This is a genomic window from Buttiauxella brennerae ATCC 51605 (assembly GCF_001654925.1).
GTDB classification, from domain to species: domain Bacteria; phylum Pseudomonadota; class Gammaproteobacteria; order Enterobacterales; family Enterobacteriaceae; genus Buttiauxella; species Buttiauxella brennerae.
This window is the reverse complement of sequence record NZ_LXER01000017.1, coordinates 107,681-131,545: the sequence shown is the minus strand read 5'-3', so window position 1 is coordinate 131,545 and position 23,865 is coordinate 107,681. Positions and strand designations below refer to the sequence as shown.

The window sequence follows — 23,865 nt, the reverse complement described above, 5'->3', positions numbered from 1 at the left end:
TCCCAACATGGCATCAACATTGCAACAGTTAACTCATTCTTCACAAACCCATTACAGGTACGGCGATGACAGTTAATTACACGCAAGCGCTACGCGGCCAGTTTTTCGATATCACCCAAACGGGTACCAGCCATGATGAGCTGCGGGCGAATGCTCGTCATCACGAAGATGCACTGTTGTTTATTGACGAGGGCACGATTGTTGCGCTGTTACCCTGGGATGAAGGGCGCACGTATTTGCACACCGAAACTGATTATGTCGACTATCGCGGAAAACTGATCGTACCTGGCTTTGTTGATACCCATTTGCATTATCCGCAAACAGAAATGATCGGCGCTTACGGTGAGCAACTTCTCGAATGGCTACAGACTTATACCTTCCCGGTGGAGAGTCAGTATCAGGACAGCTCACACGCGGCGAAAATGTCGGCGTTCTTCCTTAGCCAACTGTTGAGCAATGGCACCACCACGGCCCTGGTGTTTGGCACCGTTCATCCGCAATCAGTTGATGCCCTGTTCAGCGCGGCCGAACACCTTTCTATGCGGCTTATCGCGGGTAAAGTGATGATGGACCGCAACGCGCCAGATTACCTGACCGAAACGCCTGAGCAAAGTTACCTGCAAACCCGCGAACTTATTCAACGCTGGCACAAAAAAGGCCGCCTGAACTATGCTCTGACGCCACGTTTTGCACCGACTTCATCACCGGAGTTACTGGCTGCGGTACAAACACTGCGCGAGGAGTTTCCTGATACCTGGGTTCATACCCATTTAAGTGAAAACAGTGACGAAGTGGCATGGGTGAAAAGCCTGTGGCCGGCTTCGGAAAGCTATCTTGGCGTCTACCATCAGTATCAACTGACCGGCAAACGTAGCGTCTTTGCCCATGCCATCCATTTGCAGGAATGCGAATGGGATTGCCTGCAGCACACCCAATCTTCCATTGCCTTTTGCCCGACATCAAACCTGTTTCTCGGCAGCGGCCTGTTTAACTTAAAGCAGTGCCACGAACGAGGGATCCGTATGGGTATTGGCACCGATGTGGGAGCAGGTACCACCTTCAATATGCTGCAAACGCTGGCGGAAGCATACAAAGTTGCCCAGTTGCAAGGCTACCGCTTATGCGCCAGCGAAGCGTTTTATCACGCCACACTCGGCGGGGCTCATGCCCTGGATCTTGATGACAAAATTGGCAATTTCTTGCCCGGCAAAGAGGCTGATTTTGTGGTGCTGGATTTAGCCGTAACGCCGCTTCAGAAACTGCGCTACGCCAATAGTCGGGATATTTACGAAAAACTGTTCGTGCTAATGACCCTCGGTGATGACCGCAACATCTGGCACACGTGGGTCAATGGTCAATGCGTATGGCAACGTGACACGCTGGAGGTCGCGGCATGATTCAATTTTTACTCAATCAAAACTTAAAAACGCTTGATGACGTTGACCCAAATACCACCGTGCTGAACTGGCTGCGCGGCAGTGAGCATCGCTGTGGCAGCAAAGAAGGGTGCGCATCAGGCGATTGCGGCGCATGTACCATAGTGCTGGGCCAGGTTGACGGCGAAAAAATGCGTTATGACACCGCCAACAGTTGCATCACGCTTATCAGCCAGCTTGACGGTAAACAGCTACTCACCGTCGAAGATTTATCCGCAGGGGAAGAATTGCATCCGGTGCAGCAGGCAATGGCAGATTGCCACGCTTCACAATGTGGTTTTTGCACGCCGGGTTTTGTGATGTCAGGTTTTGCATTGCAAAAAGCCAACAGCGGCAGGGATCGCCATGAAATTGAAAAGGGCCTCGCAGGTAATCTGTGTCGTTGCACCGGCTATCACCCAATTATTGATGCGATGCAGAAAAGCTGCGTTCCGGCGACAGATAAATTTAGCCACGCCGAGCCTGAAACGGTATCGCGTTTACAGGCCCTGCAACGCCCGGACACTTCAGAGCTGAAAAAGTCCAACCGTTGCCTGTTGCCGAAAAGCGTTTCCCAACTGGCGGTGCTTTACCTGGAAAATCCGCAGGCGCGTTTACTGGCGGGTGGAACCGACCTGGCATTAACCATCACTCAGCAATACCAGACGCTGCCGCTGATAATTGGCATGAATCAGATAGATGAGTTAAAGACCATTACCGTTTCTGAAAGCCAGATTCGGATTGGCGCAATGGCAGCGTTACAGGCGTGCCATGAGACTCTGCTGCCGGTTATCCCTGCCTTTGCCCGGGTTCTTGACCGCTTTGCATCACCGCAAATTCGCCACCACGCGACGCTTGCCGGAAACCTGGCAAATGCCTCGCCGATTGGTGATGGTGCCCCCATGCTACTGGCGCTCGGTGCCGAACTTGAATTGCGGCGTGGCGATGCGCTCCGCCGCTTGCCGCTTGATGAATTCTTCCTGAGCTACCGTAAAACTGCGTTGCAGCGGGGTGAGTTTATTAGCGCGGTGATCATCAACAGAAATGATATCTCCCCGACGTTCTGCGCATGGAAAATATCCAAACGCATGGATGATGATATTTCGACGGTATTTGGCGCGTTTAACCTCGAATTTAACGGCGATGTGGTAACCGGCGCCCGACTGGCATTCGGAGGCATGGCGGCGACCCCTGTGCGGGCAAAAAGCGCCGAGCAAGCGTTGATGGGTTCACCATTAACACATCAAACCGTGTTGCGGGCCTGCGAGGCGCTGGCAGCTGACTTCCAGCCGTTAACCGATTTCCGGGGTTCTGGCCGCTACCGTCTGAAAGTCGCACAGAATTTATTGCGCCGATTAGCGTTACAACTTACCGAACAACCTCATGCGCTGGAGGTGCAGAACTATTCAATGGAGGAACAACCCCATGTCAACTAACCCGGTGCGACTGTCTGAACAGGCATTGATTGAACAGTTTGCGCAGCAGATGAAAGGTGGCGCGGGTCAGAGCCGTAAACACGAAAGTGCCGATAAACACGTGAGCGGCAAAGCGGAATACATCGACGACAAACTGACGTTGCCGGGCATGTTGTATCTCTGCCCGGTGCTGAGCCAGCATGCGCATGCGCGAATCATAAATATCGACACAACCCCGTGCTACAGGGTTCCTGGCGTGGAGCGCGTGTTCAGCTGGCGTGACGTTCCCGGTGAACTGGATATTGGCCCGCTTGCGCCCGGCGACCCGTTGTTTGCCCGCGATATCGTGGAATATCACGGCCAGGTTGTGCTGACGGTTGCCGCACAAACACCCGAAGCGGCGCGGGCGGCGGCACTGAAGGCGGTTATCGAATATGAGATACTCGAGCCGGTGCTTGACGTTGAAGAGGCTTTACGGCGCGAGTTGTATGTTCAGGAGCCGCATGTTCACCAGCGCGGCGATGCGCAAAGCGCGCTTGCCACTGCGCCACATCGCGTTCAGGGGCAATTTCACATTGGCGGGCAGGAACACTTTTACCTCGAAGGGCAAATTGCCGTGGTGCAGCCGGGGGAAGACGGCAACGTGACGGTCTGGTCGTCAACCCAACACCCAACCGAAGTCCAAAAGCTGGTGGCCTCGGTATTAGGCGTGACGATGAATAAAGTCACTGTTGATATGCGGCGCATGGGTGGTGGCTTTGGCGGTAAAGAAACGCAGGCTGCGGGGATTGCCTGCCATGCCGCACTGGTCGCTGCACTGACCGGGCGACCCGCGAAAATGCGCCTCTCTCGACGTGACGACATGCGCATCACAGGCAAACGCCACCCGTTTTTTGTTCGTTACGACGTCGGTTTCACTGACGAAGGGATGCTAAACGGCGTGGTGATCGATCTTGCCGCTAACTGCGGTTACTCGCTGGATCTCTCGGGATCGATCTGCGATCGCGCGATGTTCCATGCCGATAACGCTTACTACCTTGGTGATGCCTGCATTACGGGTTACCGCTGCCGTACTAATCTGGCCTCCAACACGGCATACCGTGGGTTTGGCGGGCCGCAGGGCATGGTCGCCATTGAACAGATTATGGACCACATTGCGCGTGAACTCGGACTCGACCCACTCGAGGTGCGCAAGCGCAATTACTATGGCGACACCGAGCGCAACATTACCCATTACCACCAGACTGTTGAACACAATACCATGCCGGAAATCACCAGCCAGCTTGAGGCGAGTGCTGATTACCACAGGCGGCGTGCTGAAATCAGCGAGTTCAATCGCCACAGCCCGGTACTTAAACGGGGGCTGGCGCTAACGCCGGTTAAATTTGGTATCTCATTTACTTCCAGCTTTCTCAACCAGGCCGGGGCACTGATCCTGATTTATACCGATGGCACCGTGCAGCTAAACCATGGCGGTACGGAGATGGGGCAAGGCCTGAACACCAAAGTGGCGCAGGTCGTAGCCGAAGTGCTGCAAATACCCGTCGAGCAAATTCAGGTCACCGCGACCCATACCGGGAAAGTCCCGAACACTTCGCCCACGGCGGCTTCGTCGGGTGCCGATCTCAATGGTAAAGCTGCCGAAATTGCTGCGCTCACCATTAAAGAACGGCTGGTGGAGATGCTTTGTCGGCTGCACCACTGCGAGGCTCACCAGGTTGAGTTTAGTAACGGCGTGGTGAAAGTCCCCGGCAGGCACTTTAGTTTTAATGAAATCGCTAATCTCGCCTGGTTAAACCAGGTCCCACTTTCGGCCACCGGGTTCTACAAAGTACCGGGCATTCACTACGATCGCGTGGCCGGGCGCGGGCAGCCGTTCTATTACTTCTCATATGGTGCGGCATGTTCGGAAGTAGTTATCGACACGCTAACCGGGGAGTATCGCCAGTTGCGCACCGACATTTTGCATGATGTGGGTAATTCGCTAAACCCGGCACTGGATATCGGGCAAATCGAAGGCGGATTTGTACAGGGCGCGGGCTGGCTGACCTGTGAAGAGCTGGTGTGGGATGACAAAGGGCGGCTGCTGACCGACAGCCCGATGAGTTACAAAATCCCGGCCATCAGCGACGCACCCGCCGATCTGCGCGTTAGCCTGCTGGAAAACCACGCCAACCCGCAGCACACCGTTTACCGCTCCAAAGCGGTGGGCGAACCGCCATTTATGCTGGGCATTTCAGTGTGGTGCGCCTTGCAGGATGCGGTGGCAAGCGTCACGAATTACCAGAAACATCCGCTGCTTGATGCCCCGGCGACACCTGAGCGTGTGTTCTGGGGCTGCCAGGAGGCGCCATGAACGAAGACTGGATTAGTGTACTGATGCAATTACGTGAAAGGCGCGAACCCTGCGTGTTGTTGACGTTGCTGGCAGACAAAGGTTCGGTGCCGAGAAACTGCGGCACCAAAATGGTTGTCGGGCGTGAGCAAACTTACCTGACGATTGGCGGCGGCCACCTTGAATATCAGTGCATCGCGATGGCGCGGGAGATGCTGGCGGTGCAAACCACATCCCCGCATACCGAGCATTTTAATCTGGGCGCACGGCTTGGGCAGTGCTGTGGGGGAATGACGACGGTATTGTTTGAGCCTTTGATTCAGCCGCAGCCGCAAATCGTAGTTTTTGGGGCAGGCCACGTCGGGCAAGCGCTGGTGGCTTTATTGTCGACGTTACCCTGTCACATAACCTGGGTGGACGAACGGCCTGATATGTTCGCTGGCGCACCGCCAGCGGTGAAAACCTGGCAGCCAGAAGACCCGCTGGATGCGGTTAAATCAGCGCCCGCGCAAAGCTACTTTATTGTGATGACGCATCATCACCCGCGCGACCTGGAATTAACCGAGGCGATACTGAAACGTGGTGATTACCGTTACCTGGGGCTGATTGGTTCGCAAACCAAACGCCAGCGCTTTGAATATCGCCTGGCAGGTAAAGGCATTAGCGCTGAACAACTCAACACCTTGCGCTGCCCGGTAGGGTTACCGGATGTGAAAGGTAAACTGCCCGCCGAAATTGCTGTAGCGATTGCGGCAGAGATAATTGCTGTGTATCAGGCGGCGAGTTGAGCTATAAATTAGCTTTGCGGTCAGCAGGAATTAACAGAATGCAGATAGAAAATCCGTTCTACCACATCAGTTTATTGCCGTATCAGGCACCCCATTTTGACGATATTCGCGACAGCCACTATCGCCCGGCTTTTGACGAAGCCAAACGTATTAAGCGCGAAGAGATCGCGGCAATTGCTAACGAAGCTGCGGCCCCAACGTTTGAAAACACCTGCCTGGCGCTGGAAAAATCCGGGCAAATGTTAGGCCGTGTCACCAACGTCTTTTTCGCTATGACCTCGGCGCACACCAATGACTACTTGCAACAGCTCGATGAGGAATTTGCCACTGAACTGGCCGAGCTTGCCGATGAAATGCGCCTTAATGCGGTGCTGTTTGCCCGTTTAGATAGCGTCTATCAACGCCGCCACACGCTGAGTCTTGATGACGAATCGCGGCGTTTAGTTGAAGTCATCTGGAAAAGTTTTACGCTTGCAGGGGCAACATTAAGCGAAGATAAAAAAACGCGCCTGAAAGTGCTGAACAAAGAAGCTGCACAGCTTAACAGCCAGTTTAACAATCGTCTGCATGCCGCCGATAAAGCCGCCGCGTTGGTGGTTGACGACATTACTCACCTGGCTGGATTAACGCCGGGTGAAATTGCAGCCACGGCGCAACAGGCAAATAGCAAAGGGCAGGACGGGAAATATGTCATTCCACTGCTTAACTTCACCCAGCAGCCCGCGTTGCAATCGCTACAGAACCGCCAGACGCGTGAAAAACTGTTCAAAGCTGGCTGGGAACGCACTCAACACAACGACAGCAACGATACCCGAACGATAGTGGCGCGCCTTGCAACACTGCGTGCGGAACAAGCGCAACTGCTTGGGTTTGAGAACTATGCCGCCTGGAAAATTGCCGATCAAATGGCAGAAACGCCGCAGGCCGCGTTGCAATTTATGCGTGATATCGTGCCTGCCGCCACCGCACGTGCCAAACGCGAGATGGCTGATATCCAGCAAGTGATTGACGAGCAACAGGGCGGGTTTAAAGCCGAGGCCTGGGATTGGGCGTTTTATGCCGAGCAAGTGCGTCTGGCGAAATACGACCTCGATGAAGCGCAAATCAAACCGTACTTTGAATTAAATCGAGTACTAACCGATGGTGTCTTTTGGGCGGCCAGCCAGCTCTTCGGGCTAAAATTTGTTGAACGTTTCGATATTCCGGTCTACCACGATGATGTCCGCGTGTGGGAAATATTCGATAAAGACGGTCGTGGAATGGCGCTGTTCTATGGCGACTTCTTTGCCCGCGACAGCAAAGGCGGCGGGGCGTGGATGGGCAACTTTGTTGAACAATCTACGTTACTGGAAGACGCGCCGGTAATTTACAACGTCTGCAACTACAGCAAGCCAGCAGTTGGCGAAGCGGCACTCATTTCCTGGGACGATGTCGTGACGCTGTTCCATGAATTTGGGCACACGTTACACGGGCTGTTTGCTACCCAGCGCTACGCGACACTTTCTGGCACCAATACCCCACGAGATTTTGTCGAATTCCCGTCGCAAATCAATGAACACTGGGCGCGTGAGCCACAAGTGTTCGCCAACTATGCCCGCCATTATCAAACCGGCGAACCTATGCCGGAGGCGCTGAAAGAGAAGCTATTCCGTGCCGCGCGTTTTAATAAAGGCTACGACATGACGGAACTGCTTTCTGCGGCATTGCTGGATATGAACTGGCACAGTTTACCGGCGGGTAGTGTGGTTGATGATGTGGCGCAGTTTGAAGCGAACGCGCTCGAAAAAGAACGAATCAATCTGGCGGAAGTCCCCCCGCGTTATCGCAGCAGCTATTTCGCGCATATCTTCGGTGGTGGTTACGCTGCGGGTTATTACGCTTATATCTGGACGCAAATGCTGGCCGATGACGGCTATCAGTGGTTTGTTGAGCAGGGCGGGCTAACGCCACAAAATGGTCAGCGTTTCCGCGAGGCGATTTTGTCGCGTGGGAATAGTCAGGAACTGAAAGCGTTGTATAACGAATGGCGCGGACATGCGCCATACAGCGAGCCGATGCTGGAATACCGGGGTTTAGAAAGTTAACAAACCCATATTAACCCGCGGTTCTCGCGGGTTAATATTTCGCAGGCAAATGGTTCAACGCCTTTAAAACCCCATCATCTAATTCGATATAACCGCCCTGTCTGAGCTGCGCGAGGATTTTCATGATCGTGCTGCGCGACAGGCGGGTTCTTTCCTGAATGTATTTCACCGCCGAAATTTTTGCTCTGACATGTTCTGGTTCACGCATCAGTGAAATCAATTGAAAACGCATCACTTCATAAGCAGTAGGGGCCGTGAGCATCACGTTGTTGATAAAAAGGTTAGTCGCGAGTCGGGATATATGGTTGGCGAGCAACTCCCATGCATTAAGCTCACCAATCCATTTTTGTGCCTGCTCAGCCGTGGTAATGGCAATCTCACATTCGCTCAGTGTTTCCAGGAAAAGCCCGGTGTCCGATTTTGGCAGTAAATTGGTGATACCCATGATGTTGGGAACACCAAGCCTGCTGATGACCACTTCATCGGTATCTCGTCGTGCCTGAAGTAGGCCAGAGTGGATGATGTAGCACATGTTCTCGCCATTGTCGTAAAAGTACAGGCGCTTATGGGCAGGTATTATTTCGAACGTGACCAATGGCCTAAGTAATTCGACTAAATCAATCGTGGATTGGTGTAGATAAATCAGAGCATTTTTGTCTGTTTCATTTTGGGGCTTCATAATCATGCATATCAGAGTGGCCATTATTGAGTTAAATTTAGCATAATTCCCCTAAATTAGTACTCTGCTTAACTATTTGTTTCAATTGATTTATAGCGAGTAAGATTTTGCCAAATGGTCGCTGTTATCGCTCAGTATTTCAGTGGGATATTATTAATCGCCTGCAATAAACCTCTTTCCGTCACAATGTACCCCCCCGTTTTTAACTGCGCGAGGATTTTCATAATACTACTCCGGGAAAGAAAAGTTCTGCTTTGGATGTAATTTGCGATAGTCACACTGCTGCGAATAGCATCGCTCTCACTCATTAATTCATATAATTGATAGCGAATAATATCATAAGAAGAAAGTGAGGATATTTTCGTGCAGTGATCATAAACCCGCGTGACAGTATAAATTAACAATTGTGATAATTCTTGCCATAAATCATTCTCGGAAATGATTTCATTAGCAATGTTCAGCGGTAATGCACTGACTTCTGATGCATCATGAGTACGAATATACAGGTAGTCTGGTTCAGTTAATTGTGTGCTCATGCCGAACACATAAGGGGCTGATTCTGTATTAATCACCATTCCATCAATGCTCCGATAAAGCGAGACACTGCCTTTGTGCAATAAAAAGCATCTTCTTTGCTGGTTATCAATGTAGTTAATGTTTTGTCTGGATTTTGTTTTTAATTTGTTAGAGGCAGGACTCAAATGTGTAATCAGTGTCTCAATTCCAGCAATCGGTTTCTTGTTTATGATGTTGGCATCATCAGTGAAGAAATTATTTTGTTGTTGAAATACAGTCATTTATAGTCTCTGAATCAGCACCAGGAATAATCCTGGATGGTTATTTTATGGCTGCATTATGGTTAAGAAGAATTGTTATGTGAATAAATGTTACGGTGTAAAATTACACCGAAAAAGACCTTGAGTTGAAAGCGTGAATTAGTGAGAATTGATTCGAACAGGGAATGATGGGGTTGTTCAAGGATTGATAATTAATATAGGCATGATTTTGCCCAGTAAATACTCACTAAGCAATTGCTTATATTAATGCGGTAGTCAATTTCATGTGAACTGCAACTATTTCACTGCTATTATAAAATGATAATGCATGGATAACTTGACAGGTTTATTTACTCATTATACTAGGTAATGAGTAGAGGGGATTTTATCCAAATTCTCGCCGTCATATAATTATATAAAGGAAAACGCAATGAAACGTAATTTGATCGCTATGGCTATCGCCGCTACCTCTATTTTGTCTGCTGCATCTGTATTTGCTGAAGATGGTACTGTTAACTTTACAGGGGAAATTATTCCAAACCCGTGTGTGGTTGATATCGGAGCAAACGACACAATGACGGTTGATCTGGGTAAAGTAGGTATCACTTCATTTAAAGGGGTTGGTTCCCGAGCGACTGCAACCAAATTTATTTTGCGCCTGAAAGATTGCCCAATTCAAATGGTCACTGCGCGTTTTAAATTTGATGGTGCGGCTTACAATGGTGATGATTCAGTATTGAAATTGTCCGAAGGCTCACAGGTCGCTACAGGTGTTGCAATTGAACTGTCTGATATTGCCGCAAAATTGCCGCTCTATACAGCATCTACATCTTACACCCTGGTGCCTGGCGTTAACGAACTGCCATTCTATGCACGTTATATTCAAATGGCGAGTGATGTAACTGCTGGTCCTGCAAACTCTGTTGCTACGTTCACTGTGAACTACAACTGATTCGATTCTTTCTAATAAAAGAATTTTCGGGCCGATATTACTCGGCCCGTGTTTACGTTACATGGGGCATATATGAAATTATTCCATAAAGCCATTTTATTAGGTGCTTTAGCGATTGCGTATTCTGCTACGGTCAATGCTGGTGTGATCATTGGTGGTACTCGGGTTATTTATGATGGAAGTAAAAAGGAAGTTTCACTGAGCGTCAATAATCCTGATACTGTGCCGTACTTAATTCAGTCGTGGATTGATACCCAGGCGGGTGGCGTTGAGAAAGCTCCCTTTATTATCACGCCGCCTCTATACCGTTTAGATCAGGGGCAGCAAAACTTAATGCGTATCGTGCTGGCGGGCAACAAGTTGCCAGAAGATAAAGAATCGTTGTTCTGGCTGAACATTAAATCTATTCCGTCTGCACCTAAGAAAGAAAATACTCTACAGGTGGCGGTGAAAACGCGGATTAAATTAATATATCGCCCGGCAGCATTGAAAAAAATTGTTCCAGAAGATCTGGCTGGACAGTTAACCTGGCATACTGTTGGCTCGCAGGTTGAAGTCAGTAATCCTACCAGGGTTTATATGAACTTTAACCAGATATCACTAAATGGCCGGGCGTTACCCGACGTCTCATTTGTTGCGCCTGGTGGTACAGCACGTTTTAATTTGCCTTCCGGTATTTCTTCGGGAACGCTGACATTTAAAATTATTAGTGACTACGGCGGCATTGGAGAAATCCACACTACCACTTTGTGATTTATAATTATCACTTCCCTTGCTAAAGGGAAATACGGAATATGAGAGTAGAGTCTCTAAAAACTAGCAGGAAGCTGACAATGATAACAATGAAATGTTTCCCGTCACGTCAGGCTTATCTTGCCTGGTGGGTTGCTCTGGCCTGTTCAGGAATGAGTGAAATAGTGCAGGCGCGGGATTTTTTTAATCCGGCGTTACTGGAAATTGACAATCCATCATCACAAGGTGTCGATCTTTCAGCATTTGAAAATGGTGAACAGGCAGCAGGTGTATATCGTGTTGATGTTATTGTTAACGGTCAAATGGTTGACACCCGCGATATCACCTTCAGGCAGGTTAAAGAGGGGAGTCAGGAAGCAAATCTCCAACCTTGCTTGTCGGTCAGTGTATTACAAAGCTATGGAATTAAAACATCGCTATTTCCTGAAATAAAAAATGAAGATGAATGCGTTAATCTTGCCGCAATACCGCAAGCATCGGCTGAGTTTTTATTCACAACGCAGAAGTTATTACTCAGTATTCCACAAGCGGCAATGACTGCGCAGGCTCGCGGTTATGTTGCCCCGGAATTATGGGATGAAGGTATTAGCGCTTTATTACTCAATTATAGCGCCACCGGCAGCAACACGCAGGCGCGTAATAATTCAGCGAAAAATGATAACAGCCAATATATCAACCTGCGCCCAGGTGCCAACCTCGGACCGTGGCGTTTACGTAATTATTCGACCTGGAACCGGGACAATAACGGGCGCAGTCAGTGGGATTCTGTTTATACCTACGTGCAGCGCGACATCATTGCGCTGAAAAGCCAGATGACATTGGGTGACAGTTCAACGCCCTCAGACGTGTTCGACAGCATCCCATTCCGTGGCGGCCAGATTGCGTCTGATGAAGAGATGATCCCGGACAGCATGAAAGGCTATGCGCCGGTAGTTCGCGGAATTGCTCGCACTAATGCACGAATTATTATTCGCCAGAACGGCTATGTCATTTATGAAAATTACGTAGCCCCTGGGGCATTTGAAATTACCGATATGTATCCAACGGGTGGATCAGGTGATTTGTACGTCACCATTAAAGAAGCCGATGGCAGTGAACAATATCTGGTGATCCCTTTTGCTTCGTTGCCCGTTTTGCAACGTGAAGGACGCTTAAAATACAGCCTGACGGGGGGGCAATATCGCTCCTACAGCAGCAGCGTTGAAAATACTCCGCTGGCACAGGGCACCGCGATTTATGGCTTGCCGCGCGGATTTACTCTTTATGGCGGCGTGCAGGAGTCCAGCAAATATCAATCGCTGGCCGTCGGTCTGGGAAAAAACCTTGGCGATATTGGCGCGATTTCGGTGGATGTGACGCAGGGTTGGTCAAGACCGAAAGAAGGTGAAAAGAGCAATGGCGAATCTTGGCGTATTCGTTACAGCAAAAACTTTGCTGACACCGGCACCAACTTTGCGATTGCCGGATATCGCTACTCGACATCCGGTTTTTACAGCATGCAGGAAATTCTCGACTCTTATAGCGATCAGTCGGTGAACCCTGACAGACGCCGCAACCGCGCTGAAACCACCTTAAGCCAGACGCTGGGGCAATATTTTGGTGCATTAACGTTTACGGCAATCCGCGAGGATTACTGGAGCATCAATAAGACCATGGAGTCTTACGGTGCCAGCTATAACAACTCGTGGAATGGTGTGAGTTTCAACCTGGGCTATTCATGGAATAAAAACTCGACTGCGGATGGGAGTAATGGCGGGAAACTTTACGATAACGATCAACAATTTTCATTATCGGTAAGTGTGCCGCTTGAGCGTTTCCTGAGTACTACCTGGGCTAATTACAGTTTAAATAGCAGTAAAAATGGCAACACTACTCATAGCGTGGGCATGAGCGGTAACGCCCTGCAAGGCAATGCGCTGAACTGGAGCGTGCAACAAGGTTACGGCACCGACGGCGTGGGCTACACCGGCAACCTGAACGGTGACTATCGCGGTACTTACGGCGAAGTGCAGGCCGGATACGGTTATGACAAAAACAGTGACCGCCTGAGTTACGGCGTTTCGGGCGGTATTTTGGCTCATGCCGATGGCATCACTCTGGCACAACCATTTGGTGAAACACTGGGTTTGGTTAAAGCACCAGGAGCTAAAGGCGTAGGTGTCTCAAACCAGGATGGAGTAAAAACCGATTTCCGGGGTTATACCGTGGTGAGCAACCTGTCGCCATATCGTAAAAATGACATCACGCTTGATCCTGAAGCGATGCCGGATGACGTAGAAATGGAACTGACCAGTAAAACGGTGGTGCCAACTCGGGGTGCGGTGGTGAGGGCAGAATATATTGCCAGCGTCGGTTTGCGGGTATTACTCACGCTTAATCGCGCTAATGGCAAAATGGTGCCGTTCGGTGCCATTGCCACGCCGGTAAATACCGATGTTAAAGAACAAGGGTTTATTGTGGGTGATGTCGGTCAGGTTTATCTGACAGGCTTAACTGAGCGCATCGATATGTTGGTCAAGTGGGGTGAAACTCCCGAAGATTTGTGTCGCGTAAAAACTGATTTGCCTGCGCCTAAAGCAGACGAGTCAGTAATACAAATGTCGGCAAACTGTTTGTAAGGAAATAATGACATGAAGTCCCAATTAAAAGCCTTATTGATGTTGCCGTTATTATTCGCTGGAGGTAAAGCCTTTGCAGTTTGTGATTTTGGTGGCACTTCGCTGGTGACATTAACGATGAATGCGGGAAGTATCGTTATTCAACGTGATTTACCAGTGGGAACAACATTTGCGACGATTGTCAGTGCCGGAACTTCCTCAGGTTTTGGTTGTACTACAGCATGGAGTTATAAGTGGTTTCCGATGATATTCAACGTGGCAGCCCCGATTTCTAACAGTGAACCGGTCTGGAAAACTAATATTGCCGGTGTAGGTGTTTCATTTGGTCAGCAAAGCCCGGTCGCGATGACGGCTAACCATTATGGCTATTGGCCCACCGGACGGACTTTATATTTCATTAAATATGATGCGACCGGAAGTGGGCCATTAACGACGGGTTATGTTCAACAGGCGAGGGTCGTTAGCCCGACAACCATGACGGGTATGAACGTTCAGTTAACTGGCGGCAGTATTACTACGGTAGCTTGCTCAATAAACACCACATCGCTGACATTCCCGATCGGTGAAGTGAATGTAAATACTTTTAGCAGTACGGTCGGTTTTATTAATCCGAAACAAAACACTCAAAACCTGGGATTAACTTGTGATGTTAACGCGAATGTTAATGTCACGATGAGTGGGACACAAAACCCAGACACCACAAATACCAGTGTGCTGAAATTAACTAATCAGGGAAGTGCCGGTGTGGCAACGGGAATTGGTGTGCAATTAGTTTATGGCTCGACTCCATTAACTTTAAATTCAACCATTTTTTTGAAGAAAGCCACCATCGCGGCAACATCATTGCCACTTATAGCCCGTTATTATCAGACCAAATCAACGGTCACAACGGGTGATGCCAATAGCTCCGCAACGCTTACGCTGACCTACCAGTAGTTAGCAATAAATTTATAAACATGATAGCGGAAAACATAAGGAAATAAGGATATGAATAGTGCAAAGAAAGTATTACCAGCATTGGTATTGGCAACACTGTTCGCAGGGAATATTTATGCCGCGGCAGATAACATACCGATTCAGATTTCAGGGCGTATTATTGCATCACCTTGCACCACGGTAAATAACGGTATTAGCCCATTAACCGTACCACTAGGTGACAATATTGGTGCCGGGACTATGCAAAATGCCGGTGCCAACTCAGATTGGGTTGAATTTAATATCGATCTGACTAACTGCCCGGCAGGTACGATCAACGTAAAAGCGACGTTTACCGGAACCCCAGATACCGCTGATAACACGCGCTGGTTAAACATGGCGACGACCAAAGCGGCTAATACTTCCGTTGAGCTTAAAGATAAAGCCACGAATGTGATGATAAGCAATGGTAGTACGTTAACCGCGCCTGTTTCTTCTAACAAAGCAACGTTTAAATTAAAAACGGCTGCCTATACCAAACTGGGTGCCGTTACACCGGGCGATATCAGCACGACTGTACTTGCCTCGTTTATTTATCAGTAAGCGATAAATTATTAATGACGTGCCCATCAGGAGGATTTATGCGGGAATACGGGAGTCTGTTTATTCTGCCGTTAGTGTTGCTGGTTGGGCCGTCAAATGCAGAAGATATCAGCATAGAAGGGCGTATTGTCAGCACGCCTTGTTCTGTGGATGTCGATACGCAAGATAAGCTGATTAATTTTGGAAGGGTGGCTAATTCGACACTTTCTCCACCAAATCAAGGAAGCCGCTGGAATAACTTTGAACTGGTGCTATTAAATTGTGCAGCTTATCTGCAACAGGCAACGGCAACATTGAGTGGAACTCCTGACATTATTGATCCAACGGCATTTAAAAATCGAGGTAATGCGATAAATGTTGCGTTACGTCTGACCAATACCGATCATTCGGTTATTTACCAGAATGAAAGTCAAATGACCGTGCCTGTTGATGGAGTCACTCATAAAGCGGTGTTTCCAATGTCTGCCCGGATTATTAGTCCATTACAGATAGCTGGGGCCGGAACATTCAGAGCCGTAGTGAATGTTAGCTTTACTTATCAGTAAATGATTTTCCTTGACCTGTAATTTAATGATTTTTGAAGGTTTTCAATGCTGAATATTGCCATCGATGATTCAAACACTTTCTATCGTTATGGATTGGAAAAACTCCTCGAACATGTCTTTTCTCTGGGGAATGACGAACCTGTTATCTTTGAAGCGTTATCGATGGCAAATGCAACCAAGGCAGATGTTATTGTAAAAAACTTTGTTGCAGGTGAAGCATTTATCTGTCACCCAATGCTGAAGTTTCGTGTCAAACCTGGGTTGCTTATCGGCTTATATGAGGGTAACAAATCACCGTGGCATACAGAACTGCCGCTCTGTATCAAAAACATTTTGTTTATTAATCGCAATGAAATGTTAAGTGTTGTCTACGATAAAATTATTGAGGCGTGGCAAGAGAAAATTATTGACTCGAAAGAACTAAAATGTAAAAAGTGCCTTAAATGCCGATATCGTTCATTAACATCTCAGCAATCTGTTATTGCCCGACACATTTTACATGGCAATGACATCATAGAGATTGCCAGTTCTTTAGAAATTAATGTTAAGACAGTCAGCGCGCACAAACGCTTAATGATGAAAAAGTTCAATCTCGATTCTGACTGTGAATTAGTGCAATTTCTCAATAACCTGAGAACACATAATCCACCCGTTCATTTGTTTGCCAGCTAATAATTTGAATGCGTATAAGAATTTTTAATCAAACCGGGTGAAAGCTCGGTTTTTTCGTATTCATCTTCACTCTCACTCTATCAATATTTCGCCGGTAAATGGCGGACTTCCTTCAATACTCCATTCTCAATCATAATGTATTCCCCCTCTTTTAACGCAGAAAGAATGCGCATAATGCCACTACGCGAAAGATGTGTTTTTGACCGTATATACTTTTCCGCGGTAATGGACTCTCTGAGAGAGTCAGGTTCATTGATAAGCTTCAGCAACTGGTTGCGAATCATCTCATATGCACTAGGGGCGTTAAGAATCGAGGCGTAGTTAAGTAACCGGTTTGAGACAAACCGCATATGGACCGAGAGGTTCTGCCAAAGATTATCTTTCTCTATGATGTTAAAAATATCATCACGAGAGATTTCAGCAATCTCGCAAGGCTCGTTGGTTAGAAAATACAAAGATGAAGCTGCTTCAAACTCACCCAGTCCAACAATAGCGGGTGCGGGTAGGCCACCTATCAAAATACCGCCAGAATGATAGACAGAAATGCTCCCGGTACGGATCAGATAGCAATTGAGTCGCCCCTGAGTCATAAAAGGGCAGACCCGCCCCGCTGGGGACAGTTTGAACTCCACATAAGGAATCAATTTTCTAATGAATTCTTCAGTATAAAGTGAGAACTTTTCAATATTGTTCACATTCTTTCCTCAGGTTTAATACCAAAGCTTCATATAGGATCACATAGTCTTATAAAAACATAGCATACAAAGCACGGGTATTCCTCAAGTCTGATGGGCAAAAATTTAAGCAAATGTTTCTAGTAAATTCATAAGGTTAATACTTCAATGGCAAATGGTTGACGTTATGCAAAATGCCTTTTTCTATGCTTATGTAGTTACCCGCTCTCAGTTCCGCCAAAATACGCATCGTGCCACTGCGGGATAAAAATGTTCTGCTAATAATGTAATTTGCCGCCGTAGTCTTACTGCGGATTTCCGGACTTTCATTCATCAGCTCAAGCAGTTGAAAACGAATAATTTCGTACGCAGAGAGTTGCGAAATTTTAGCGCAATGCGCATAGACACGAGCAATGGTATAAATCAGTAACTTTGCCAGACTTTCCCAAAGCTCATTGTCATCAATTAAACGATGTGCCTCGGTCAGGGAAAGTGTGGCGACCAGGCAAGGCTCCTGAGTACGCAAAAAGAGGTACTCTGGCGACGTGCTTTGCTGACCCATACCAAAAATAAAGGGGGCTGATTCTGAATTAAGAATCATATTGTCATGCTTGCGATATAGCGAAATGCTCCCTTCAAGCAGGATGATAATGGTATTCTCATCTTGATTACCATAGTTAAAAATTTGTTTATTATTTGTTTCAAATGTATTTGCATAGGGCAGAAAACAATTAATTAAATTCTGTATGTGAGAATTAGGTTTATCTTTTCTGTCTGTGCAATCAGCTGAAATTACTGATTTTTCTATTGCCTGCATAGGTGATAACTCCGATATGAATGGATTGTTCTTAGAGCTGGTCTGTTATTTGAGTCAGCATTATGGCAAGGCAACTCCCAATTTTAGTATTGCTTTCTCGGTCTAAATTTAGACCGAGAAATACCTTGAGTTTGATGTGTGATTTGATGAAAATTGATTCAAGCAGCGAATTGATGTGAAGTTCAAAAGTTGATTATTAATATAGGTTCGGTTTTTATGGTTAACGCCAAAAGAACGAATTGAATATTAATGAGATAAATCACCTTCTCTTCTCATGTCACATTTCGCTGTACATATAACATGATGATGCATGGAAAACCTGACGGTATATTTTTCATTATTTCACGATAATGAATGGGGCTTGTTTTGCCTGAATAAAACGTCAAATAAATATATAAAGGAAAACAAAATGAAAAAGAATTTACTCGCTGTTGTAATTGCTGCTATCTCCGCTGTATCTGCTTCTAATGCTATGGCAACTGCAGGCACCGTGAACTTCACAGGTGTCATTCTGGATACGGCTTGTACTGTTGACGTGGCTTCTGCAAACCAGACTGTTCCATTGGGTGAATACAATAAGTCTGAATTCACCTCCATGGGTACTGTAACAGCGGCTAAGAAATTCTCTATCGTGCTGAAAGACTGCCCTGAAGCAATCAAAATTGCTCACGTGCGTTTTGACGGCGAGCCAGTTATTGCTGATTCTACTCTGCTGGCTATCGACAGCACCGTTCCGGGCGCAGCTACTGGTGTTGCAATCAATCTGATGTCTGCAGATAAAACTCAGTTGCCTCTGCACGGCGAAAACAGCTATCGCTACACTCTGACTGACACTGTAGATAACGTTCTGGATTTCTACGCTCAGTATAAATCAACATCTGCAACAGTGACTGCTGGCCCGGCAAACTCTGTAGCCAGCTTCTCTGTTGTTTATAACTAATATCCAGACAGAAATGACAAGAGGGCCGGATTTCCCGGCCCTTTTTTACAGAGGTATCAAATGAATTTTGTCAGTAAAACTATAATTGCCCTGGTGATAGCCGGTACGGCTATTTCTGCAGCCAATGCAGGCGTTGTGATTGGTGGAACCCGGGTGATTTATGACGGTGGAAAAAAGGAAGCTTCACTGAGCGTCAATAATCCGGATTCTGTGCCATATCTGATTCAGTCATGGATTGACACCCAATCAGGTGGCGCTGAGAAAGCTCCCTTTATTATCACGCCGCCACTGTTTCGTTTAGATAACGGCCAACAGAATATATTGCGTATCGTGCGTGCCGGGAATCTGCCGGATAATAAAGAATCAATGTACTGGTTAAATATAAAATCTATTCCTTCTGCACCTAAAAAGGAAAACACGCTCCAGGTGGCGGTAAAAACCCGCATTAAATTGATTTATCGCCCGGGGTCGTTAAAGAAAAATATACCGGAAAAAGTCGCGGATCAACTGACCTGGCAGAAAGTCGGTAACCAGCTGCAGGTGACTAACCCAACCAGTTACTACATGAATTTCAACCAAATTACGGTCGGTGGTAAAGCCGTGTCAGATGTCAGCTTTGTCGCGCCGGGCGGTACGGCACGCTTTAACTTACCTGCTGGCGTTTCATCGGGACCCCTGAGCTTTAAATTAATCAGTGATTACGGGGGCACCGGCGAAGCTCATAACGCGTCAATTTAATAAACTTAATAGATGCTTCCCGGGCGTACAGGGTGGTACGGACCAGAATGATATAGCCTGATATATACAGGCAGGAAGTTAATGATGAAAGCAAATAATCGTCTTCAATTACGATCGACCCATCTCGCCTGGTGTGTCGCGCTGGCGTGTTCAGGTATGAGTGAAACAGCTCAGTCGCGTGATTATTTTAACCCGGCATTACTCGAGGTTAATAACCCTTCTTCACAAGGTGCTGATCTTACCGCCTTTGAAGAGGGTGAACAGGCGGCCGGTATTTATCGTGTTGATGTTGTTATTAACAACCAACTGGTCGACACCCGGGATATGACTTTCAAAATGGTCAAAGAAGGTAAGGGAGAGGCGAAACTTCAGCCTTGTTTGTCTGTCGGTGTTTTACAAAGCTACGGCGTAAAAACAGCTCTGTTCCCGCAGCTTAATGTTGAGGCGGAATGCGCTAATCTCTCGGCTATTCCGCAGGCGTCAGCTGAGTTTTTATTTTCATCACAGCAGTTATTGCTGAGTATTCCTCAGGCGGCACTTTCCGCGCAGGCGCGTGGCTATGTGGCGCCAGAACTATGGGATGAAGGTATTAACGCGCTGCTGCTGAACTACAGCGTCAGCGGTAATAACACATTTGTGCGTAATGGCCAGAACACCAATAGCCAGTATGCCAACCTGCGCCCGGGCATCAACTACGGCGCCTGGCGCCTGCGCAACTACACCACATGGAACCGTGACAGTGACGGCAAAGACAGATGGGATACGGTTTACACCTACGCCCAGCGTGATGTCGTTGCCCTGAAAAGCCAGATGACGCTCGGCGACAGCTCAACACCATCTGATGTGTTCGACAGTATTCCGTTCCGCGGCGGTCAGTTAGCCTCTGATGACGATATGTTGCCAGACAGCCTGAAAGGCTACGCACCCGTGGTACGTGGAATTGCCCGTACCAATGCGCAGGTGATTATTCGCCAGGGCGGTTATGTTATTTATCAAAGCTACGTCGCACCGGGTGCTTTTGAAATTACCGACATGTACCCGACCGGTGGCTCCGGTGATTTATTTGTCACCATAAAAGAAGCAGACGGCAGCGAACAATATCTGGTGGTGCCTTTTGCTTCCGTACCCGTTTTGCAGCGTGAAGGGCGGCTGAAATACAGTCTGACAGGCGGTGAGTATCGCTCGTATAGCAGCAGCGTTGAAAAAACGCCGCTGGCGCAAGGTACAGCAATTTATGGTCTGCCACACGGCTTTACGATTTATGGCGGCTTGCAGGAGTCGAGCAAATATCAGTCCCTGGCACTGGGCCTGGGGAAAAACCTCGGTGATATTGGGGCGATTTCGACCGATGTGACACAAGGCTGGTCAACGCCAAAAGGCGGCTTAAAAACAGATGGGCAGTCATGGCGTGTTCGCTACAGTAAGAACTTCTCTGAGAGCGGCACCAACTTTGCCATCGCAGGTTATCGCTATTCCACCTCCGGCTTTTATAGCATGCAGGAAGTGCTCGATACCTATAGTGACTCGCACTTTTCCGACGACCGCCGCCGTAATCGTGCAGAAATGACTCTTAGTCAGGCGCTGGGTAAATCCATGGGGGCTGTTTCGCTGTCGGCCATCCGCGAGGATTACTGGAATATTAACAAAACTATGGAGTCGTATGGCGCGAGCTATAACAACGCATGGAATAGCGTCAGTTACAGCCTGAGTTACACATGGAGTAAGAACTCGACGGCAAATGGTAGCAATAGCGGGAAAATTTATACCAACGATCAACTGGTCTCATTGAATATCAGCGTTCCGTTGTCAAATTTCCTGCCAAATAGCTGGGCTAACTACAACATGAATACCAGTAAACAGGGCAATACAACCCATAATATCGGTGTCAGTGGTATTGCTTTACCCGGCAACGCACTGAACTGGAACGTGCAGCAGGGCTACGGAACAAATGATGTCGGTTACACCGGAAATATGAATGCTGATTACCGGGGAACCTACGGCGAAGCGCTTGCAGGATACAGCTACGATCAGCATTCACAGCGCGTGAATTATGGCCTTTCCGGTGGAGTCCTTGCTCACAGTGACGGCATTACGCTGGCGCAGCCTTTTGGCGAAACCATTGCGTTGGTCAAAGCACCTGGTGCTGTCGGAGTTGGGGTATTGAACCAGAATGGGGTGAAAACGGATTATCGCGGCTACACCGCGGTGAGCAATATGACGCCATTCCGTAAAAACGACATCAGTTTTGATACCGCAAGTATGCCGGATAACGTGGAGCTGGAATTAACCACCAAAACCGTGGTACCGACGCGTGGTGCGGTGGTGCGTGCGGTTTATCAGGCGAACGTTGGGCTAAGGTTGTTATTGAATCTGAAACGCAACAATGGCGAACCTGTTCCATTTGGTGCCATTTTATCAATGAATAATAAAGATGCCGATAACCATGGATTTATTGTGGGTGATAACGGGCAGGTTTATTTAACTGGCCTGAGTAATAACCTTGATTCCACTGTGAAATGGGGTGATGACGCCACGCAAATCTGCCAGGTTAAAACCGTATTGCCTGAACCGAAAAATGATACATCCGTTACGCAGCTTGATGCCGTGTGTCATTAAGGAATTCGCTATGAAATATTTTGCTTTAATTATTACATTATTATTTTCTGGTCTTGCTGGGGCCGTTTGCCAGACGGTAGATACCTGGCTTTCAGTTGTTAATGCCGGAAATATCATCGTTCAGCGCGATACGCCGGTAGGAGCGCTAATTGGGACTGTACCAACCCAGGCCCAAGAAGTTCATCAGGCTACTTGCATCAATGCCACCGGCCCTGGCAAGGCATTGGCCCAGTTCGATTATATGGGGGGAGTGGCAACGTCCATTCCCAATGTCTATAACACGAACATTCCAGGGGTCGGTATGAGTATTGTTGGTATGACGGGTGGCACATCGACGATGCAAAGTCCACCGGTTCCCTATCAGCTTGCTTCGGGTAGTACAACCATTACAGATATTTGGTCGGGAAATCCACAGGTTATAAGACTTTATAAAGTGGGGAATATTATTTCAGGTAATTTGGTTCCTGGCAGAGTTGGTCATCAAACACTTTTAGACGATGGCGGTATTTTGCGTGATATCCAATTGTCGGGTGGTTCTGTCACACAAGTCGCCTGTTCGATAAAAACGCCTAATTTAGTGTTTCCATTGGGCGATGTTCCGGTTTCAACTTTTGGCAACACCATCGGTTTTATACCGGATGTCAGCTCAACTCAAAACCTTGGGTTGGATTGTGATGCCGGTGCCAATTTTAATGTTTCATTAAATGGGACACAAAACCCTGATAGTTCGAATGCCAGCGTACTAGCATTAAATAACCAGGGGGGAAGTGATGTCGCCAGTGGTGTGGGGATTCAGCTTCTTTATAATGATGTTCCTTTAATATTGAATAATAGAATCGTGCTGAAAAGCTCACCGGGTGGTGTCGAAACCTTTCCTCTGAAGGCACGTTTTATTCAGACTCAAACCACGGTAACGGCTGGCGATGCCAGTACCAGTGCCACGCTACAATTAACCTATCAATAAGGGCGGTAATTATCATGAAAAAGACCATTACTGCTTTGATTCTCTCGGGTGCCGCACTGTGTTATGTCGTTATGGCCAGTGCTGCCGACCTGGTGAATATCAGCGTAACCGGGCGTGTGGTGGCATCACCGTGTGTCGTCGATACGGATACTGTCTCGAAACAAGTTGATTTAGGGCCGGCGTTTGCAAACAACCTTAATCAGCCCGGCGGGAATCCAGTCTGGAAGGACTTCCAGCTTTTATTAACCCAGTGTCCGGCTGCTACCCATTCAGCAACGGCAACCTTTAGCGGTGATGTTGACAGTACCGACCCGACAGCATTTAAGAATCTCGGCACGGGGGTGAATAGCGCCTTGCAGATGACAAATACTGACCATTCGGTTATTTACGGTAATGCCAGCCAGATGACTGTGAACGTTGATAATTCAACGAGACAGGCAGTATTCCCGCTTTCTGCGAGAATATTCAGCCCGGCTGAGAATGCGACAGGTGGGACGTTTAATGCTGCGGTAAGCGTTGTATTTACTTACCAGTAAGATCTTATTTTGGTTTAAGTAGCATTCTGA

At 47.9% G+C, this 23,865-nt stretch carries 21 protein-coding genes; 17 read left to right on the top strand and 4 right to left on the bottom strand.

What is annotated here, in order from left to right; translation table 11 throughout:
* Window positions 1-65 precede the first annotated feature (65 nt).
* Genes guaD through dcp form a run of 5 tightly spaced genes read left to right on the top strand, consistent with a single transcriptional unit; the run spans window position 66 to window position 8,037 of the window.
* Window positions 66-1,397 carry a guanine deaminase gene (guaD, locus tag M975_RS08705; RefSeq protein ID WP_064558828.1) on the top strand — a complete coding sequence of 444 codons (1,332 nt, stop codon included), beginning with the start codon at window positions 66-68 and terminating at the stop codon, window positions 1,395-1,397.
* Window positions 1,394-2,851 carry a xanthine dehydrogenase small subunit gene (gene xdhA, locus M975_RS08700; RefSeq protein ID WP_064558827.1) on the top strand — a complete coding sequence of 486 codons (1,458 nt, stop codon included), beginning with the start codon at window positions 1,394-1,396 and terminating at the stop codon, window positions 2,849-2,851. Before guaD ends, xdhA begins: the two co-directional genes overlap by 4 nt.
* Window positions 2,841-5,186, top strand: coding sequence for a xanthine dehydrogenase molybdopterin binding subunit (xdhB, locus tag M975_RS08695; protein WP_064558826.1), 2,346 nt, complete (start codon window positions 2,841-2,843; stop codon window positions 5,184-5,186). The genes xdhA and xdhB overlap by 11 nt, the downstream gene beginning before the upstream one ends.
* Window positions 5,183-5,953 carry a xanthine dehydrogenase accessory protein XdhC gene (gene xdhC, locus M975_RS08690; RefSeq protein WP_064558825.1) on the top strand — a complete coding sequence of 257 codons (771 nt, stop codon included), beginning with the start codon at window positions 5,183-5,185 and terminating at the stop codon, window positions 5,951-5,953. Before xdhB ends, xdhC begins: the two co-directional genes overlap by 4 nt.
* 38 nt (window positions 5,954-5,991) lie before the next feature.
* Window positions 5,992-8,037 (top strand): peptidyl-dipeptidase Dcp, encoded by a 2,046-nt coding sequence (dcp, locus tag M975_RS08685; RefSeq protein ID WP_064558824.1) that lies wholly within the window; start codon window positions 5,992-5,994, stop codon window positions 8,035-8,037.
* Between the two features lie 31 nt (window positions 8,038-8,068).
* Here the strand turns inward: dcp and M975_RS08680 are convergent, their stop codons facing one another.
* Window positions 8,069-8,569, bottom strand: a complete 501-nt coding sequence (locus M975_RS08680) for a winged helix-turn-helix transcriptional regulator (RefSeq protein ID WP_167350533.1) — start codon at window positions 8,567-8,569, stop codon at window positions 8,069-8,071.
* 278 nt (window positions 8,570-8,847) lie between these two features.
* A complete protein-coding gene (locus tag M975_RS08675) occupies window positions 8,848-9,513 on the bottom strand; it encodes a winged helix-turn-helix transcriptional regulator (RefSeq protein ID WP_064558823.1) in 666 nt (221 codons plus the stop codon).
* Window positions 9,514-9,922: 409 nt separating this feature from the next.
* Between M975_RS08675 and M975_RS08670 the strand changes: the two genes are divergently transcribed.
* The 7 genes from M975_RS08670 (at window position 9,923) to M975_RS08640 (ending at window position 16,550) form a co-directional block, all read left to right on the top strand.
* Window positions 9,923-10,444 carry a fimbrial protein gene (locus M975_RS08670; RefSeq protein ID WP_064558822.1) on the top strand — a complete coding sequence of 174 codons (522 nt, stop codon included), beginning with the start codon at window positions 9,923-9,925 and terminating at the stop codon, window positions 10,442-10,444.
* 72 nt (window positions 10,445-10,516) lie between these two features.
* A complete protein-coding gene (locus tag M975_RS08665; RefSeq protein ID WP_064558821.1) occupies window positions 10,517-11,197 on the top strand; it encodes a fimbrial biogenesis chaperone in 681 nt (226 codons plus the stop codon).
* A gap of 80 nt (window positions 11,198-11,277) precedes the next feature.
* Window positions 11,278-13,815 carry a fimbria/pilus outer membrane usher protein gene (locus M975_RS08660; protein WP_157093357.1) on the top strand — a complete coding sequence of 846 codons (2,538 nt, stop codon included), beginning with the start codon at window positions 11,278-11,280 and terminating at the stop codon, window positions 13,813-13,815.
* Window positions 13,816-13,827: 12 nt separating this feature from the next.
* Complete coding sequence (locus M975_RS08655) at window positions 13,828-14,751, top strand: fimbrial protein (RefSeq protein WP_064558820.1); 924 nt, start codon at window positions 13,828-13,830, stop codon at window positions 14,749-14,751.
* A 51-nt stretch (window positions 14,752-14,802) separates the two neighbouring features.
* Window positions 14,803-15,333: a fimbrial protein gene (locus tag M975_RS08650; RefSeq protein WP_064558819.1), complete on the top strand. Its 531-nt coding sequence runs from the start codon at window positions 14,803-14,805 to the stop codon at window positions 15,331-15,333.
* Window positions 15,334-15,371: 38 nt separating this feature from the next.
* On the top strand, window positions 15,372-15,878 hold the full coding sequence (locus M975_RS08645) for a fimbrial protein (RefSeq protein WP_064558818.1): 507 nt from the start codon (window positions 15,372-15,374) through the stop codon (window positions 15,876-15,878).
* A 45-nt stretch (window positions 15,879-15,923) separates the two neighbouring features.
* On the top strand, window positions 15,924-16,550 hold the full coding sequence (locus tag M975_RS08640; protein ID WP_064558817.1) for a LuxR C-terminal-related transcriptional regulator: 627 nt from the start codon (window positions 15,924-15,926) through the stop codon (window positions 16,548-16,550).
* An 80-nt stretch (window positions 16,551-16,630) separates the two neighbouring features.
* Here the strand turns inward: M975_RS08640 and M975_RS08635 are convergent, their stop codons facing one another.
* Together M975_RS08635 and M975_RS08630 are read right to left on the bottom strand one after the other, a co-directional pair.
* Window positions 16,631-17,245, bottom strand: coding sequence for a winged helix-turn-helix transcriptional regulator (locus M975_RS08635; RefSeq protein ID WP_064558816.1), 615 nt, complete (start codon window positions 17,243-17,245; stop codon window positions 16,631-16,633).
* A gap of 136 nt (window positions 17,246-17,381) precedes the next feature.
* Window positions 17,382-18,041, bottom strand: coding sequence for a helix-turn-helix domain-containing protein (locus M975_RS08630; protein ID WP_064558815.1), 660 nt, complete (start codon window positions 18,039-18,041; stop codon window positions 17,382-17,384).
* Window positions 18,042-18,450: 409 nt separating this feature from the next.
* Between M975_RS08630 and M975_RS08625 the strand changes: the two genes are divergently transcribed.
* The 5 genes from M975_RS08625 (at window position 18,451) to M975_RS08605 (ending at window position 23,835) form a co-directional block, all read left to right on the top strand.
* Window positions 18,451-18,981, top strand: coding sequence for a fimbrial protein (locus M975_RS08625; RefSeq protein ID WP_064559183.1), 531 nt, complete (start codon window positions 18,451-18,453; stop codon window positions 18,979-18,981).
* Between the two features lie 60 nt (window positions 18,982-19,041).
* Window positions 19,042-19,719 carry a fimbrial biogenesis chaperone gene (locus M975_RS08620; protein ID WP_064558814.1) on the top strand — a complete coding sequence of 226 codons (678 nt, stop codon included), beginning with the start codon at window positions 19,042-19,044 and terminating at the stop codon, window positions 19,717-19,719.
* An 81-nt stretch (window positions 19,720-19,800) separates the two neighbouring features.
* A complete protein-coding gene (locus M975_RS08615) occupies window positions 19,801-22,335 on the top strand; it encodes a fimbria/pilus outer membrane usher protein (RefSeq protein ID WP_064558813.1) in 2,535 nt (844 codons plus the stop codon).
* 10 nt (window positions 22,336-22,345) lie between these two features.
* Window positions 22,346-23,299 carry a fimbrial protein gene (locus tag M975_RS08610; RefSeq protein ID WP_064558812.1) on the top strand — a complete coding sequence of 318 codons (954 nt, stop codon included), beginning with the start codon at window positions 22,346-22,348 and terminating at the stop codon, window positions 23,297-23,299.
* A 14-nt stretch (window positions 23,300-23,313) separates the two neighbouring features.
* Window positions 23,314-23,835: a fimbrial protein gene (locus tag M975_RS08605; protein ID WP_064558811.1), complete on the top strand. Its 522-nt coding sequence runs from the start codon at window positions 23,314-23,316 to the stop codon at window positions 23,833-23,835.
* Window positions 23,836-23,865 lie beyond the last annotated feature (30 nt).

Excerpts from the sequence above, each read along its gene's own strand:
- xdhB (WP_064558826.1), top strand. The coding sequence starts at position 2,841 with ATGTCAACTAACCCGGTGCGACTGTCTGAACAGGCATTGATTGAACAG.
- M975_RS08625 (WP_064559183.1), top strand. The coding sequence starts at position 18,451 with ATGAAAAAGAATTTACTCGCTGTTGTAATTGCTGCTATCTCCGCTGTA.
- M975_RS08615 (WP_064558813.1), top strand. The coding sequence starts at position 19,801 with ATGATGAAAGCAAATAATCGTCTTCAATTACGATCGACCCATCTCGCC.
- M975_RS08675 (WP_064558823.1), bottom strand. The coding sequence starts at position 9,513 with ATGACTGTATTTCAACAACAAAATAATTTCTTCACTGATGATGCCAAC.
- xdhA (WP_064558827.1), top strand. The coding sequence starts at position 1,394 with ATGATTCAATTTTTACTCAATCAAAACTTAAAAACGCTTGATGACGTT.
- M975_RS08670 (WP_064558822.1), top strand. The coding sequence starts at position 9,923 with ATGAAACGTAATTTGATCGCTATGGCTATCGCCGCTACCTCTATTTTG.
- M975_RS08660 (WP_157093357.1), top strand. The coding sequence starts at position 11,278 with ATGATAACAATGAAATGTTTCCCGTCACGTCAGGCTTATCTTGCCTGG.
- M975_RS08630 (WP_064558815.1), bottom strand. The coding sequence starts at position 18,041 with ATGCAGGCAATAGAAAAATCAGTAATTTCAGCTGATTGCACAGACAGA.
- M975_RS08665 (WP_064558821.1), top strand. The coding sequence starts at position 10,517 with ATGAAATTATTCCATAAAGCCATTTTATTAGGTGCTTTAGCGATTGCG.
- M975_RS08645 (WP_064558818.1), top strand. The coding sequence starts at position 15,372 with ATGCGGGAATACGGGAGTCTGTTTATTCTGCCGTTAGTGTTGCTGGTT.
- guaD (WP_064558828.1), top strand. The coding sequence starts at position 66 with ATGACAGTTAATTACACGCAAGCGCTACGCGGCCAGTTTTTCGATATC.
- M975_RS08640 (WP_064558817.1), top strand. The coding sequence starts at position 15,924 with ATGCTGAATATTGCCATCGATGATTCAAACACTTTCTATCGTTATGGA.
- M975_RS08605 (WP_064558811.1), top strand. The coding sequence starts at position 23,314 with ATGAAAAAGACCATTACTGCTTTGATTCTCTCGGGTGCCGCACTGTGT.
- dcp (WP_064558824.1), top strand. The coding sequence starts at position 5,992 with ATGCAGATAGAAAATCCGTTCTACCACATCAGTTTATTGCCGTATCAG.
- M975_RS08680 (WP_167350533.1), bottom strand. The coding sequence starts at position 8,569 with ATGTGCTACATCATCCACTCTGGCCTACTTCAGGCACGACGAGATACC.
- xdhC (WP_064558825.1), top strand. The coding sequence starts at position 5,183 with ATGAACGAAGACTGGATTAGTGTACTGATGCAATTACGTGAAAGGCGC.
- M975_RS08620 (WP_064558814.1), top strand. The coding sequence starts at position 19,042 with ATGAATTTTGTCAGTAAAACTATAATTGCCCTGGTGATAGCCGGTACG.
- M975_RS08610 (WP_064558812.1), top strand. The coding sequence starts at position 22,346 with ATGAAATATTTTGCTTTAATTATTACATTATTATTTTCTGGTCTTGCT.
- M975_RS08655 (WP_064558820.1), top strand. The coding sequence starts at position 13,828 with ATGAAGTCCCAATTAAAAGCCTTATTGATGTTGCCGTTATTATTCGCT.
- M975_RS08650 (WP_064558819.1), top strand. The coding sequence starts at position 14,803 with ATGAATAGTGCAAAGAAAGTATTACCAGCATTGGTATTGGCAACACTG.